This is a genomic window from Sporosarcina sp. FSL K6-3457 (genome assembly GCF_038007285.1).
In the GTDB taxonomy this organism is placed as follows: domain Bacteria; phylum Bacillota; class Bacilli; order Bacillales_A; family Planococcaceae; genus Sporosarcina.
In genome coordinates, this window is record NZ_JBBOWX010000001.1 from 2,839,596 (window position 1) to 2,856,088 (window position 16,493).

The window sequence follows — 16,493 nt, forward strand, 5'->3', positions numbered from 1 at the left end:
ATATGCACGCGCGTCGTCGGAGTCAGCTCAACCTTCAGGCGTTACGCCGAATCTTTCTCGTGATCCAATTCTACAGAAGAACCATCTTCCCTTAACAGGATAGGTGTTGATTCTCCAATAACAGATCCTTTTGTAATGATACACTCTGTCACTTCTTCTAGAGAAGGCAGCTCGTACATGACATCTAACATAATATTTTCGATAATCGAACGTAGCCCACGTGCTCCAGTTTTCCGGACAATTGCCTCTTTTGCAATTTCAATGAGCGCATCATCCTCAAAACGAAGTGCTACATCGTCAAGTTCAAACATCTTCTGATATTGTTTGACAATTGCATTTTTAGGAATCGTCAAGATTTGACGAAGCGTATCCTCACTAAGCTGCTCCAATGTTGCAATGACCGGCAAACGGCCGATGAACTCTGGAATCAAGCCAAAGCGTTGAAGATCTTCAGGTATCAATTTCGCAAGCAAAGATTGGTCTTCAGAGACTGCTTTCTTCTCTGTACCAAAACCAATCACTTTTTGCCCAATACGACGTTTGATAATATCTTCAATTCCATCGAAAGCGCCTCCTACGATAAAGAGGACATTCGTTGTATCGATTTGGATGAATTCTTGATGTGGATGCTTACGTCCGCCCTGTGGTGGCACACTTGCAACTGTTCCTTCAAGAATTTTAAGAAGCGCCTGTTGAACACCTTCACCTGATACATCACGCGTAATGGATGCATTTTCAGATTTACGTGCAACTTTATCGATTTCATCGATATAAATGATCCCTTTTTCTGCACGTTCAACATCATAATCAGCCGCTTGAATCAGCTTTAACAAAATGTTTTCAACGTCTTCACCGACATATCCTGCCTCCGTCAATGACGTAGCATCTGCAATCGCAAATGGAACATCAAGGATTCTTGCAAGTGTTTGAGCAAGTAATGTTTTACCGCTTCCAGTAGGTCCGATGAGAACGATATTGGATTTCGACAGCTCAACGTCATCAATCTTACTGTTCGAATTAACACGCTTATAATGGTTATAGACAGCCACTGCCAAAGATTTTTTAGCGCGATCCTGCCCAATTAAGTAATCATTAAGTATACTTTGTATTTCTTTTGGTTTTGGAACGTCTTTCAATTCGAAACCTTCTTCGAGTCCAACTTCCTCTTCCACGATTTCTGCACAAAGTTCAACACATTCATCACAAATATAAACGCCTTGCCCAGCGACTAGCTTTCGAACCTGTTCCTGGGATTTCCCGCAAAAAGAACAGTTAAAGTTATCTTTTTCATCGTTAAATTTGAACATTATGCTCACCCCTATTCAAGTGACAATCTTACAAGATTCCCCGATTTTAATCAACTAATTAGAATTTGCTCCACTATGTAAGAAAGTTTTTTCTTTCTTTGTTCTACTAAAAACAAGGTACGGTCTTCCGTACCTTGTCCATATTCAATAATATTATTCCGTAATTTTTGCAGTTTCAACAAGAAGCTCAACTGTTTTATTGAAACGAAGATCGTTTTCAAGAACTTTCGTTCCACCAAGTGTCTTCTTGATTTGCTCGATGTCCATACCGAATTGCGCAGACATTTTTTCAAGCTCAGCATTGATATCTTCTTCTGCAACCTCAATTGCTTCTACTTTACCGATTGCTTCAAGTACTAATGAAACGCGTACGCGGTTTAGTGCGTCGTCTTTCATTTGCTCACGAAGTGCTTCTTCGTTTTGTCCTGAGAATTGGAAGTAAAGCTCCATGTTCATACCTTGCATTTGAAGGCGTTGTGCGAATTCATCCATCATGCGATCTGTTTCAGATGCGATCATCACTTCTGGAATGTCGATTTCTGCATTTCTTGCAGCTGCTTCAACAAGATCGTCGCGAAGTGCTGTTTCAGAAGCAGATTTCTTCTCTTCCAATGTTTTTTCTTTCAACTTCGTGCGTAATGCTTCAAGACTTTCAACTTCTTCGTCAATTTCTTTCGCTAATTCATCATCAAGTGCTGGAATTTCTTTTGATTTGATTTCGTGAACTTTCACTTTGAATACTGCTGGTTGGCCCGCAAGTTCTGCCGCATGGTATTCTTCAGGGAACGTCAATTCAACGTCTTTTTCTTCACCTGTTTTCATACCAACCATTTGCTCTTCAAAGCCTGGAATGAATGAGTTAGAACCGATTTCAAGCTCATACTGCTCAGCTTTACCGCCTTCGAATGCTTCGCCGTTCGCAAAACCTTCAAAATCCAATTTCACTGTGTCGCCATTTTCAATCGCGCCATCTTCTTTGATAACCAGTTCAGCGAATGCTTTTTGACTATCCTTCAATTGCTCTTCGATTTCTTCGTCCGTTACTGCCGTTTCCTGACGTGTTACTTCAAGACCTTTATAGTCTCCAAGTTTCACTTCTGGTTTCAAAGTAACAACTGCTTTGAAAATAAGCGATTGACCTTTTTCCATTTGCTCGATATCGATCTCAGGACGATCGATTGGTTCAACGTCAGCTTCTTCGATTGCTTTCGCATACGCTTCCGGTAGGATAAAATCAAGTGCATCATTGTAAAGTGATTCTACACCATACATTTTTTCAAACATCGGACGTGGCATTTTACCCTTACGGAATCCTGGTGCTTGAACTTGTTTAACAACTTTTTTAAACGCTTTGTCAATACCCGCAGTTACCTCTTCAGCAGGAACCTCAACTGTTAGTGTCCCTGTATTACCTTCGTGTTTTTCCCATTTAACTGACATAATCAAAAACCTCCGAATCATTTTGGCCAATATGTTTTCGTACTTGTATACTCATTGACAACCATTACAGTATATCATAGTCTTTGCATCTTTCAACAGATTTAATTCCTTTACGGAAAGCTCAAATCACTATCAATTTGCTCAATAAGTCTGCTTAGTTCCGTCTCGGGTAATGGCTGACCCGAAAATAAACTTTCTATGTAGTGGACGTAGACAGTCGCGACTTCACTAGCTTTGTACTGATTCCAGCCGAATGGAAACGCAGTGATGGCAAATTTTTCGATAAGACCACGCGCCATCTCCAATCTAGATGGATCCTTTAGTAATAGTTGGTCTACCTCCGCAAGCACTTCTTGCGTTAGGTCATCTCTGCCCGGTAGCGTCATGCTGACAGGTATTACCGTCTGCTGCCAACCAAATTTGCGCACAACCACTTCATCTGCGTACTCCGCCTGATGGAGTAATGTTAATGCAAACGTGATGATAAGCGGTGCAACATCGTCACGCTCCGCAATTTCTATTAGGAGCGGAACCATCCCTGACAATTCCATCCCTTCGAGAGAAGCGAGTGCATACTGTTGGTGCATTGAATCCATAGCATTGAATTCATCCAACGTGAAGGGCTTCATCGGAACGGCTTGTTGTTCCGCAACATACCGATTGGAGAGACGCCCATTCAATTCGCGTAAATACGTAAATTTTTTCAACATATCCTCTGGAACAATTCCCTCACCGATAAGAGCATCAATCGTCATTTCTACTTCCTCATATTCCTGCAATTGAATACTGATCGTTAAATACAATTCCATCGCATCGATATAATCGGTAGCTCCACTATGTAGTAGCCTTGCTGCAATGTCTTTTGCGCGCTCAAACTCTTTCGTTTCATAAAGGGCGACAGCGTATGGGCCTAGAAATTCCGGATAATCAGGCTCATAAAGAATAGCCTGATCAAACACTTCGACTGCCCGATCGAAATTTGACTGTTCCACGGCGACTAGCCCTTGTTCAACGAGTTTTTCATATGTACCTGGGAAGACAATCACATTGTCCGTTTTCCGAATCCTGCCGTATTTCCTCCGCACTACGCTCACACCTTTCATCATTTTCACTATAGCATAGCGATTTCCATTTTGAAATTGATTCACGGCTCATGACTGAAATCAATTTCACCCACACCAATAACTTTCGTTCATTGCTACAAAAAAACGCCACTCAGTTAGTTATGAGGGCGTTGATGGTTCATCAATCGGTTACTGACCAATTCCTTCTGTTGTAATCACTTCATCTACTTTAGCCATCACTGCGGCTTCGTCCGTACCATCTGCAACGATTGTAATCTCTGCACCCACTGCAATTCCAAGTGCCATGACCCCCATAATAGATTTCAAGTTAACCTCTTTGTCCTTATAAATAAGCTTCACGTCTGCCGCAAAAGGTGTTACTGCTGCAACCAATTGAGATGATGGACGTGCATGAAGTCCTTCATTCGTTACGATTTTATAACTTTTCTGAATCATTTCATAACCTCTCCTCTTCATTTAAAGTAATGGACGATTAGAACTCAATACGATCAGCGTATGTAGCCATCATTCGCTCATTATGTGCTGTACTACCATCTAAATTACTGCTTTTAAAAATGGGAGGTTCTTGACCACTGCCAATCATATCATCAATCACGCGGCTAAAAGTAGCATGGAGCAACATATTTCCCATGATACTAGAAGCTGGAGCATACGAGAGGTCTCCTGATGTCAGTAGTCCATCACCTAACGGGACATGCGTGTTTAGTATATCATCTACAACATCTTCAAGCCTCTGACCAGAGGGATGCTTGGAAGACTGCTCAGCTGCCTTATAATAGAGAGACTGGATTGAAACCGTATAAGCCCCAGATTGTTGCGCTTTAATCGCCACATCAATCGGGACTGGATTACGTCCAGACGTCGAAATCACAATCACCGTATCATCTGGACGAAAATCTAGTAGTTCTGCAAATCTATGAATAAAAGTAGGATCCTTTTCATTGGTAGAAGACTCTGTTGCCCCTATATGGAGCATAAGTGGCTCAATGAAAATCGGCTGTATAGGCGCTAATCCACCCGCACGAAAATAGGACTCTTCCGCAATTAAATGCGAATGTCCGCAGCCAAACAACTGAATAATGCCACCACGCGTGAGACGTTGTGCAATCTCAGCCGCTACTTTTTCAAGTGTGGATTGCTCTTCATGAGAAACTTCCTTCATCAACGCATGGATCGCTTCAAAATACGGATTCAACCTACTACCTCCTAATTTCACTGATGAATTTATAGCGGTCCGCCCGGTACGTGCTTCGAACAATTTCAAAAGGCATTTCGCCCGTTAAAAAACTGACACGCTCTATAACTATTACAGCAGCAGGTACACTAATTTGAAGAAACTCCGCATCCTCTTTGTTGACAAGTGTAGCCTCCATACTTTGTAGTGCATGACTAATCGACAGTTCCTTTTGGTGTTCAATAAATGAATACAACGACCCTTCCACTGCATCCAAATCTAATTCCGGAACAATTTTCACCGGAAGATATGATCGTTCAATCGCCATCGGCTTATGATCTGCATAGCGAATGCGTTTGACGGCAAATACCTGCTCCCCTTCCATTAACTGCAGGGCTTGTGCAATGTCATCCTCCGCGATCACTTTTTTCAAACTAATTAATTGAGTGCCCGGCTCCATACCACGTGATAACATATCTTCCGTAAAGCTCGTCAATCCACTAAGCGGTTGTTCCACTTTCGGAGCAGCCACAAATGTCCCGCGACCCTTTTCACGATAGAGCAATCCCTCTGTCACCAAATTTGTAATCGATTGACGCACCGTCATTCGACTGACTTCAAACATCTCCGTTAACTCACGTTCCGAAGGGATTGCTGTTCCCACCGAAAATTCACCTTGCTTCATGCGAAGTTTCAGATACTCTTCAATTTGGACATACATCGGTACAGGGGACTCTTTGTCCAACAAAGTACTCACTGCCCTTCTGTTTGCACCAAAGCATATGCTTCTTTATCAACAATCAAGGTTACATCGGCATGATTCCACAGATAAGATGCCGGGAAATCTTGGCTAATTTCTTTACTCAACAATTGCTTAACAGCCTCTGCTTTACTTGCTCCAGAAGCAATCAAAACGATCTTCTTACTTTTCAAAATAGACTTAATGCCTGTTGTCACAGCATGTGTCGGCACATCATCAATCGATGGGAAGAAACGTGCGTTACTTTCACGCGTAGATGCAACAAGTTCAGCGATATGCGTTAAGCTTTCTGGATCAGTTCCCGGTTCATTGAAACCAATATGACCGTTTGTACCGATTCCAAGAATTTGTAGATCGATTGGACCTACACGATCAATGATTTCTTCATAACGCACACATTCGTCTTCAGGTGACGAAGCCATACCATTCGGTACATGCGTGTTATCGATTGAAATATCAATGTGGTTAAATAAATTTTCAGCCATAAATGTATGGTAGCTTTCTGCATGGTCTGCTGGTAAACCAATATATTCGTCAAGATTAATGGTGCTTACATTTTTATAAGAAACGCCACGCTTTTTAACGCCTTCGATTAACTCTTTATACAAGCCTACTGGTGTTGAACCTGTTGCCAATCCAAGAACCGATTGACCATTCTCAATAACTTGCGCTTCCACCAGTTGTGCCGCCTGTTCACTTGCTGCATCATAATTTTCAAATACTAATACTTTCATCATAGTTCCTCCTTCGAGTATGTGAGATTCCCCCTACAAATCGTCAACTGAACAGTCCAGTCTTCATCGATGATTGTAAGGTCTGCATCCTTACCAGACTCAATCTTGCCTTTATTGTCAAGACCGAGCTGTGTTGCTGCATTTGTAGATGTCATCGCAACCAATTCAGCCACTGTACAATTTGTTATGGCTTTCATGTTTTTCGCTGCATGTTCCATCGTTAAAATACTACCCGCAAGCGTGCCATCTGGCAAGCGAGCGTCTTTATGCGTTACCTCGACGTCTTGCCCACCTAAATCATACGTTCCAGGCGGCAATCCCTTCGCGCGCATCGCATCTGTAATTAGTATAATACCACTTGCACCTTTTTGGCGATACGCCAATTCTACTGCTTTTGGATGACTATGAATCCCGTCCACAATTATTTCTACCTGTAGTGAATCCTCTAAAAAAGCAGCACCTACAACTCCAGGCTCCCGGTGATGGAAAGGACTCATTTGATTATATAGATGCGTAATATGACTTGCACCAGCCTCAACTGCACTATGCACAACATCTGACGTCGCATCCGTATGACCAAGAGATGCAACAACCCCACCCTTTGTCAATTCTTCAATAAATGCAAGCCCATTTTCCAGCTCTGGCGCCATTGTTACAAGTTTAATGCGATCGCCACTAATTTCTTGCCATTTGTTAAAAAGTTCTGAAGAAGGCGCAATCATATGCTCAACCGGCTGTGCACCTGCCCTTATTGTTGACAGGAAAGGTCCCTCCAGATGAACCCCAAGCATTTCAGCCTGTGTCTCATCAGCCGTAAAAAGGCTCGCATTATGCAACGCCGCAGAAATCGCCTCATCGGACTGCGTCATCGTCGTCGCCAAAAAACTTGTCGTCCCTTCACGTGGAAGCGAGCCTGCCAAACCTTTCAATGCTTCCGGCGTCGCATCCATCGCATCAAAACTAGACGAACCATGAATATGTACATCTATAAACCCAGGAACCACAGTCCAATTTTTGTCCGCTGCATCAATGTGGATATCCGCAACAGTTGTAATGGAAGCAGCGATTTCTTTTATTTTACCATCTTCCACAAAAATATCTCCAATAAAACTAGCGTTTGTTGCATCTGCGATTGTAATATTTGAGATTAATAACGTTTTCCCCATAGAATTTCCTCCTTGTTTACTGTTGTTGGTATCAAAAACTTTCTTTTTACTATACACCTAATTGGTATAGTCGTCTAGACCATTTCAGAATTATACACAACGCAAAATAACTACTTGAAATGATTGAGCAATATTAGTTAATCTTCTATTGTTCAATTAATACTTCCGGTATTGAATATCATGTTTGTTTCAAAGGTTTTTTAAACACATAGCTTGCTTTGGTGTACTTCATTTTATTCTCGTAAAAACGGTGTGCATCTGTACGCTGTAATCCTGATGATAGAGACACACTTTCATAATTATTTTCTTTTGCCCACTCATGAACATATGTAAGTAGTTTTTCACCATAACCCTTTGAACGTCTATTCCTATCTGCAACCAAGTCACAGATCCAAATAAATCTACCACTAGAAAGTGTTATCATCGGCTTGAAACCAATCACTGCAACAATTTCATCACCGTCGAGTAAAGCGAGCATCTTATAGCTATCACTCTCTTGCGCAGCAATTACTAATTCAAGATAAGCACTTTCATCTAGATGGGTACGTAACTGTTTCATAATAGGAAATGCTTCAATAATTTCATCGTGTGATTGAAGTTCTTTAATTGTTATAGTGTCCATAAGCGGAAACCTCTTTTCATTTTTTTATAATGGATACTTTCAACAAATTTTATAGCTCTTTTAACTCTTTATCAAGGCCTATGCCTTTGCATATTCCATTTAGTTACATAGGTTCTTTGTTCTATATCAAGTCATCACTAATTTTTATTTTTGATTCTAAAGACTCCCCCTTCTCACTGACATTATTCGCCAAAAAATGTGACGTTTTTAATTGAAGAGTTATGTAGCAAGCGTTACTTTAGCTGTTTCCCCTCCTTCTACAAGCTCTTCTCAATTAAACATAGAAAAAGCCTACTCAAACAAGCTAGCCGTGTTATTCACTATTTTTTTCTTGTGATTTTACTTCCCGAACCTCGAAGACCCATCTTCATCGCGTTGACACCGAAACCTCCACTCTCGCTAGAGCTATAGAAAGCCGATAGACAATTCCTTGCTTAGAAACTTCCTCCTTCTTAAGGGAGTGCGAACCCCAAGTGCACATGAAATCCCCGGGACATTCGCACCTACATTTGTTTGAATAATCCCGAAAATTAAGCTAAAGTAATAGTGAACGAAATGAAAAAGTCGGTAGGAAGCTGAATTATGATGAAATCTGTAGATTATTTCATGTTTTTATCACTTTTTCGCAGTCGCACTCTATATGGGTGCGTGGATTGAAATTCATTACACCCTTGATGATAGAAACGATTTGAGGGTCGCACTCTATATGGGTGCGTGGATTGAAATGACGTTGGTAGGCGGTTTCATCAAATTATTTTAGTCGCACTCTATATGGGTGCGTGGATTGAAATTGAATTGCTTCTGCAACTTTTGAAACAAGTTTTGGTCGCACTCTATATGGGTGCGTGGATTGAAATAACACGCTTAATCGCTGTCAACTTTCCAAATTTAGTCGCACTCTATATGGGTGCGTGGATTGAAATTGGCAGCACGGGCGGCTCTGGTAGTGGCGGTGGTGTCGCACTCTATATGGGTGCGTGGATTGAAATACGTTTAGATCCAGTAGGGCAAGAAGTTGTCAGGGTCGCACTCTATATGGGTGCGTGGATTGAAATTTTCCATAAGGATAGAGTCCTTTTTTATATTGAGGTCGCACTCTATATGGGTGCGTGGATTGAAATAGGAGAAAGCAGGGGAATAGAGTTGTCATATGATAGTCGCACTCTATATGGGTGCGTGGATTGAAATACAATCGCTTTATAAACAGTCTTGAGCGCCTTCGTCGCACTCTATATGGGTGCGTGGATTGAAATAAGTTGTTAACGTCACCAACCTTTTTTAACGAGCGTCGCACTCTATATGGGTGCGTGGATTGAAATAAAGAGCCGAATGGGCAGTTGATTATGGCTAGAGTAGGTCGCACTCTATATGGGTGCGTGGATTGAAATATCGATAAACGGAACGATGTTGGTAGGTGTTTTATGTCGCACTCTATATGGGTGCGTGGATTGAAATCTTTGGCACGATCCGGCTGATGTAGTGCAAAAAGGTCGCACTCTATATGGGTGCGTGGATTGAAATACATACCTACTCTCTTTTTAACCGCCGCGCGGTCAAGTCGCACTCTATATGGGTGCGTGGATTGAAATTATCGTTTCGTATTCAGGTTGTCCTGATATTGGAGTCGCACTCTATATGGGTGCGTGGATTGAAATGCGCTCTATTCAACCATAACTGGGATCACGTGTTAGGTCGCACTCTATATGGGTGCGTGGATTGAAATAATACCGTGAAAGGTTCCATCGATGCAAGCCAAAGTCGCACTCTATATGGGTGCGTGGATTGAAATTGTAGTAGTCTTTACCATTTGAAGTTGCTAATATTGTCGCACTCTATATGGGTGCGTGGATTGAAATTTCCAACGTCATTTTGTTCTGTTGCGACAAAATAAGTCGCACTCTATATGGGTGCGTGGATTGAAATAACAAATCATTGATTGACATGGTTTGTAAGTTCACGTCGCACTCTATATGGGTGCGTGGATTGAAATCACGGTGTTAATCCGCGTAAAGAGCTAGACAAATTGTCGCACTCTATATGGGTGCGTGGATTGAAATAAATTCAAATATGGTCAATTAAAGCCCGTCATAAACGTCGCACTCTATATGGGTGCGTGGATTGAAATTTGAAGTGAGGGGTCACTATGAGCGGAGGAATAAGTCGCACTCTATATGGGTGCGTGGATTGAAATCATACCTACAGGTTCGAAGCGAATTTGTGTCCATGTCGCACTCTATATGGGTGCGTGGATTGAAATCTTGTCGAAGAGTTCACTCGAATCAAAGTAGAAAGTCGCACTCTATATGGGTGCGTGGATTGAAATCGAAGCCTTTTTTGGTTGTCCGTGAAGGTGTTAGTGTCGCACTCTATATGGGTGCGTGGATTGAAATCCTTTGCTACATTTATGAATAGTGATTGGATTGGGTCGCACTCTATATGGGTGCGTGGATTGAAATCTAAAATTACAGAATTAGAATTTAATACAGAACAGCGTCGCACTCTATATGGGTGCGTGGATTGAAATACCAGGCGATATAAAAGGATCTAGCCACAACATCGTCGCACTCTATATGGGTGCGTGGATTGAAATTTTTGTAAATTGCAGTGATCGAGAAATGTGTATTTGTCGCACTCTATATGGGTGCGTGGATTGAAATGTAATAAACTTCTTGTGTTGAATCCTCAAGTTCGTCGCACTCTATATGGGTGCGTGGATTGAAATCGAAATGACAGGATGGAGGGGTAAAAAGATGTATTGTCGCACTCTATATGGGTGCGTGGATTGAAATAACAACTCATAGAAAGTGCGTTGTGGCTTGCGAACGTCGCACTCTATATGGGTGCGTGGATTGAAATTAAAGCATACGAAAAACAACAAAAAAGCATCTTAGTCGCACTCTATATGGGTGCGTGGATTGAAATAAGAGTGTCATAGATAACATCAAGCGATGATAGTCCGTCGCACTCTATATGGGTGCGTGGATTGAAATACATGCCCGACGAACGCCGCAACGATACCATCTTTGTCGCACTCTATATGGGTGCGTGGATTGAAATGGCGGTAAATAAGCAAGAAAGGAGGATACTTGAATGTCGCACTCTATATGGGTGCGTGGATTGAAATTCCTTTAAATCGTTGGAAAGCGTGACGGATCTCTTTGTCGCACTCTATATGGGTGCGTGGATTGAAATCGACATTACGCGTAATTTTCGACTTCTTGCCGAGGTCGCACTCTATACGGGTGCGTGGATTGAAATGATTGAGAGTTGATAAAATGGGGCGTAAAAGAAAAGTCGCACTCTATATGGGTACGTGGATTGAAATTCATATATATAAGGCGTCTTATTATGGGAGGCATCGGGGAAAGATACGGTATCAATTCTTCCTTCAGCGCAAAGCATTGTTAGTAGGATTCTTAATATCACCATATATAACAGGACTTTTTCATTTTTTCGTTAACGTGAGAGAAAGAGCAGGCTAATGTGCCTGCTCTTTTCTTTTCTTAAATTCTGAATTCATTAACGCTTTAATCAGGGGAGATTTGTTGTTGCTCTTTATTCGCAAAACGTTGCAGGCGTTGTTGTTCTTCTGCCAACGTCTCTTCAATGAATTGACTGAAGCCTGTAGCATCTTGTTCAGCAAGAAAGCGGAAATAGGTCGCTTTATCTTTACTGTTAATGATGAGAGGGGCAAGACCGCGCTCGAGCAAGGAATAATTCAGCAGCATACGTCCAGTGCGCCCGTTGCCATCTGCGAAGGGATGAATACGTTCAAATGTAATGTGTGCTTCGGCAATAATGCCTATTTTTTCTTGTGCCGAAACTGTGAGATCTAAACGATAATTCAAATTGTCGACCCACCGCTGCATAAGAAGCGGTGTTTCCTGTACGCTTGCCGTCATGAAGTCCACCCCTAGTATGGCGTTTTCCACTGACTTGAATTGCCCTCTGTCGTATTGCAAACGATCCATTAGCAAGGCATGAATTTCTTTTACTATTTGCAAGTGCAATGGTTCGTTGGCTGTAAGTGTTTCTAATAAGTAATGTAATGCTTGCTCGTGGTTTTTGATTTCATAAATTTCTCTTAAATCAATGCTGCGATTGCTGGATACTTGATTATATAGAATAATCGAAATCGTTTCTACCAACGTAATCGTGTTACCCTCAAGTGCAGAGGAATGATGTGCCAGTCGGACAAGAATATCGTCTAAGTATTCTTTTGGTAATCTTTTCAACACCCTCACCTCTTTCTTAACCCAAATAGCTCACTATCATCATTTTAATCCGCACACCCATACAAAGTGCGACTACTTATTCTATATAACTCCATGTACTCATGTAGAGTGCGACACATACGGTCATCTGTTGCAGACTGTTGAAGAGCGAATTTCAATCCACGCACTCATGTAGAGTGCGACAAATAGTGAAGAGCAGGCGATGACTTCGTTCAATATTTCAATCCACGCACTCATGTAGAGTGCGACTGGACATGATGCTCGAAAGTCAATCTACTCAGGTGATTTCAATCCACGCACTCATGTAGAGTGCGACAACACTTTTCAACTTTGTTTCATATTCATCAGCTGTATTTCAATCCACGCACTCATGTAGAGTGCGACAAGGTCTTATCATGGAGATTGTAAGACTTAGAGAAATTTCAATCCACGCACTCATGTAGAGTGCGACAAAACATAGATATTTTCAGATACGAGTGGGTTTGATTTCAATCCACGCACTCATGTAGAGTGCGACGGTAAATGTTTCATTATTGACTGGACTCTGAATCTTATTTCAATCCACGCACTCATGTAGAGTGCGACGAAGATGATATGGAATGAGCAGGAGAGCAAAATGATTTCAATCCACGCACTCATGTAGAGTGCGACGACCAGTACGGCAAATATCTTTATCAATCACAAAGTTAATTTCAATCCACGCACTCATGTAGAGTGCGACGGTGTCCCATTCTGTCTTTTGGAGCTTTGGCGTCCCATTTCAATCCACGCACTCATGTAGAGTGCGACTCTAGTCAAGGTGCGTTAGCAGCCAATCGAACTGTATTTCAATCCACGCACTCATGTAGAGTGCGACTTGCCTGCATTACTGTATCGACTAAGTACAGAAAATTTCAATCCACGCACTCATGTAGAGTGCGACTAAGCCTTCCACAACCTCAACTGTGGAGGACAAGATATTTCAATCCACGCACTCATGTAGAGTGCGACGCTAAATCCCCAGCGAGCTTTTCAACATCATTCATGTATTTCAATCCACGCACTCATGTAGAGTGCGACGATAAGGGTTCAATCCCCTTATTCCACACCATGCGATTTCAATCCACGCACTCATGTAGAGTGCGACTGTTTCCGCTATCGATTCCTCCGGTGCGCCGTAAAAATTTCAATCCACGCACTCATGTAGAGTGCGACTGCGAAAAAGTGATAAAAACATGAAATAATCTCCAGATTTCATCACAATCCGGCTTCCTACCAACTTTTTCACTTCGTTCCTTATTACTTTAGCTCAATTTTAAGGGTTATTCAAACAAATGTCGGTGCGAATGCCCCAGGGATTTCATGTGCACTAGAGGTTCGCACTCTCTTGAGAAAGAAGCCGCGTGAGAAACATTGAGGACTTTTAACGCTATGAATATCCTAGACATAGCAGAGCAGTCATTAGCACAAATCAAAGTGGAGCTCATTTAGCTTCCGAACAATCTCTGAGTCGATTTTCCATTGCCAATTCAATCAATTCTGAAGGACTTCGTTCACCATCGGAACAAATCTAATAAATATGCAAATCTATTTTTCTAATGAATAGCCCCCCTCTTTCAATGAATTTCTTCATTTTCCACTGTAACGACCATTTGTTAAGCATCCATCGAAGTTGTGTAAAGGCTTTATAATGTTATCACATTCAATATATTCCAAAATATAATAATAACAAGAGAAACTTGCCTTCTCTCGGCGTTTATGATTCTACATAAAAAATAATATTGACGCAGCCACATGCCATCATCAGTCGTTGTCAGATTGGCCAAGGGTCTGATTATTTAATTCTAAATTATAATCCTGAAGAGCTTTTATATAATTGTTATACCTAGCAACCTATTCTGGATATAGGCCAACCATCCACTTTCCAAGTACTTTATGTTGGTACAAAGTGAAATCGATATTGGCTTTTATATCAAGGAAATCTTTGTATACTTTCTGCGGAATTTAATCATCATTTTCAGGATATAATCTCATATATTCGCAAAGAAACGTGATTCTGAGATATCATGTTTTTCTAAATAGAGAATATCTGGAGATCTAGGAGTACGTTGAAATTTTTGATGTTGTGTTAACCATCGAAAAAATGGGGGAAATCAGTAAGCGCATACGGAAACCTTTAGAGCCAGACGTTTTTCTTTAATAATGTAACAGAATAGTTTATATTGATTTTACAAGCTAAAGGAGAGTAACTATATGCAAAGTGAAACAATCAAAACTTGTTTACCGACTGGCGTTGATTTACCAAATACCGGATTTGGATATACATTGTCCTTAATAGGCGGGAAATATAAAATACTCATTTTATATTGGCTACATGAAAATAAAGTCATTAGGTTCAACGAATTAAAACGAAATATAGATACTATATCTTTTAAAACGCTCAGCGTTATGCTAAAAGAATTGGAAGCTGATGACTTAGTCATACGTAAGGAATTCCCGCAGATACCTCCCAAAGTTGAATATTCGTTATCCGAGCGTGGTCGTTCACTGATTCCAGTAGTAGATATGATGTGTCAATGGGGGGAAAACAATCTGTAAGTAGTCAAATATGTTTATAAATCCAAGTATTCTCAAATAGTAGTACTTGCAGCCACAGTCTATGCTACTTTTCCGACTCAATTAAATTTGTTTACCGCCCGAGCAATTAATTTAGACACAAAAAGGGCTGTTCCACCTGTCATTTTATGACCTTTTGTAACAGCCCTTCACTATTTTCATTATAATACGATAACTTTTTTAAAGCATCTATAAATTGTCTATAAATTCCATGAGCTCTCTAGCACTTTTTGTTAATTCATATTTCTCCGGCGTGATATCTTCTTCAATAGCTCCCTCTTTTCCATAAAACGCATAGATTGATCGGTAATCGGCATCACAATAAAATAGGGTTGTTTCAAACGGAATTAATATTTGCTCTAGCGTATGCCGATATCTCCCATTTTCACTATAATCGGATTGTTTTGCTCCAGCAGAAACGGCTAAAGCCACTTTTCGATTCATTAAATGATCACCACCAATTGAACCAAACGCCCATCCATAAGTAAAAACATCATCCAGCCATTTCTTCAAAAGAGAAGGACAATTAAACCAATAGACAGGAAATTGTAAAACTAGACTGCCATGTGATTCAATCAATTTTTGTTCTTTTTCAATGTCTATCTTTTCCTCTGGATAAGCCTTATACAACTCGTGCACTGTATACTTCTCTGGATATTGTTTAAGTTCTTTTATCCACCTTTTATTTACTACAGATGTTTCTAGATTAGGATGAGCTACAACCACAAGTGTTTTCATAAAGTGTTTCCTCCTTAATTATTGTGGTGTTGTTACTCTTTGAGTATATCGGCTATACTTTTTTCTTGTAAGTACGCACTTTTTCTTCAGGTACTTACTTAAATGTAAGTACCCTGTAAAAAATCGGTCAAAATCAGGTATGGCCATGAGTTTTAAAATTCTTTCAGAGACCGAAAATCTTTATTTCTTTGCTAATTGCAACAATATCCATCTGTTTCATGTTCTCTATTATCGGTAATAACTGGGATGTAAAATTAACTTCGAATAAGAAAAAACATAGGGAAATTTTAGTCTTCCTATGTTTTGCTTCATATTATTTATCTGTTTGTTTTTGTTTCTTTTTCAAATACTCCGCACGTATTTTTTCAAGTTGCTGCTTTTTATCAAATTTGGCAGGTTTATTTTTTTCATGATAATTTGTCACAGCTGCCTTACCTTTGTTATCCAATTGATATTTCCCCACTTTGTTCACCTACTTTTCTTGTCTTTAAAGAGAATCTATTCAACAATTATAATATACCTAATTTTACTGAAGTAAACCTTATTAGTGTACTACAGTTTCGGGTGCCTATGTAGCAAACCACTCTGGATTCACACCATTTCTAACCCTCTGTGTTTTAAATGCAAAAAACGATTT

13 protein-coding genes and 1 CRISPR repeat array are annotated in these 16,493 nt (G+C 40.6%); of the genes, 1 reads left to right on the forward strand and 12 read right to left on the reverse strand.

The window, feature by feature from the left end; translation table 11 throughout:
• Window positions 1-41: 41 nt before the first annotated feature.
• From clpX to N1I80_RS14105, 10 genes are all read right to left on the reverse strand, one after another.
• Complete coding sequence (clpX, locus tag N1I80_RS14060) at window positions 42-1,307, reverse strand: ATP-dependent protease ATP-binding subunit ClpX (protein ID WP_340738494.1); 1,266 nt, start codon at window positions 1,305-1,307, stop codon at window positions 42-44.
• Window positions 1,308-1,460: 153 nt separating this feature from the next.
• Window positions 1,461-2,747 carry a trigger factor gene (gene tig / locus N1I80_RS14065; RefSeq protein WP_340738495.1) on the reverse strand — a complete coding sequence of 429 codons (1,287 nt, stop codon included), beginning with the start codon at window positions 2,745-2,747 and terminating at the stop codon, window positions 1,461-1,463.
• 110 nt (window positions 2,748-2,857) lie between these two features.
• A complete protein-coding gene (locus N1I80_RS14070) occupies window positions 2,858-3,832 on the reverse strand; it encodes a tetratricopeptide repeat protein (RefSeq protein WP_340738496.1) in 975 nt (324 codons plus the stop codon).
• A 168-nt stretch (window positions 3,833-4,000) separates the two neighbouring features.
• Entirely contained in the window at window positions 4,001-4,267 is a 267-nt protein-coding gene (locus N1I80_RS14075; RefSeq protein WP_340738497.1) for an HPr family phosphocarrier protein, read from the reverse strand.
• A 37-nt stretch (window positions 4,268-4,304) separates the two neighbouring features.
• Window positions 4,305-5,027, reverse strand: coding sequence for an SIS domain-containing protein (locus N1I80_RS14080; RefSeq protein WP_340738498.1), 723 nt, complete (start codon window positions 5,025-5,027; stop codon window positions 4,305-4,307).
• A gap of 4 nt (window positions 5,028-5,031) precedes the next feature.
• Window positions 5,032-5,754 carry a GntR family transcriptional regulator gene (locus N1I80_RS14085; protein WP_340738499.1) on the reverse strand — a complete coding sequence of 241 codons (723 nt, stop codon included), beginning with the start codon at window positions 5,752-5,754 and terminating at the stop codon, window positions 5,032-5,034.
• 5 nt (window positions 5,755-5,759) lie between these two features.
• The gene (gene nagB / locus N1I80_RS14090) at window positions 5,760-6,500 is read right to left on the reverse strand and encodes a glucosamine-6-phosphate deaminase (RefSeq protein WP_340738500.1); all 741 of its coding nucleotides are present in this window, start codon (window positions 6,498-6,500) and stop codon (window positions 5,760-5,762) included.
• Window positions 6,500-7,666 (reverse strand): N-acetylglucosamine-6-phosphate deacetylase, encoded by a 1,167-nt coding sequence (gene nagA / locus N1I80_RS14095; RefSeq protein WP_340738501.1) that lies wholly within the window; start codon window positions 7,664-7,666, stop codon window positions 6,500-6,502. Before nagA ends, nagB begins: the two co-directional genes overlap by 1 nt.
• Before the next feature lie 178 nt (window positions 7,667-7,844).
• Entirely contained in the window at window positions 7,845-8,288 is a 444-nt protein-coding gene (locus N1I80_RS14100) for a GNAT family N-acetyltransferase (RefSeq protein WP_340738502.1), read from the reverse strand.
• Between the two features lie 628 nt (window positions 8,289-8,916).
• Window positions 8,917-11,613: direct repeats of the CRISPR family, unit length 32 nt; unit sequence GTCGCACTCTATATGGGTGCGTGGATTGAAAT.
• A gap of 202 nt (window positions 11,614-11,815) precedes the next feature.
• A complete protein-coding gene (locus N1I80_RS14105) occupies window positions 11,816-12,526 on the reverse strand; it encodes a Fic family protein (RefSeq protein WP_340738503.1) in 711 nt (236 codons plus the stop codon).
• Window positions 12,527-14,755: 2,229 nt separating this feature from the next.
• Here N1I80_RS14105 and N1I80_RS14110 point away from each other — a divergent pair.
• The gene (locus tag N1I80_RS14110; RefSeq protein WP_340738504.1) at window positions 14,756-15,100 is read left to right on the forward strand and encodes a winged helix-turn-helix transcriptional regulator; all 345 of its coding nucleotides are present in this window, start codon (window positions 14,756-14,758) and stop codon (window positions 15,098-15,100) included.
• Window positions 15,101-15,307: 207 nt separating this feature from the next.
• Here the strand turns inward: N1I80_RS14110 and N1I80_RS14115 are convergent, their stop codons facing one another.
• Window positions 15,308-15,856 carry an NAD(P)H-dependent oxidoreductase gene (locus tag N1I80_RS14115; RefSeq protein ID WP_340738505.1) on the reverse strand — a complete coding sequence of 183 codons (549 nt, stop codon included), beginning with the start codon at window positions 15,854-15,856 and terminating at the stop codon, window positions 15,308-15,310.
• A 313-nt stretch (window positions 15,857-16,169) separates the two neighbouring features.
• Entirely contained in the window at window positions 16,170-16,319 is a 150-nt protein-coding gene (locus N1I80_RS14120) for a hypothetical protein (protein ID WP_340738506.1), read from the reverse strand.
• Between the last annotated feature and the right edge of the window lie 174 nt (window positions 16,320-16,493).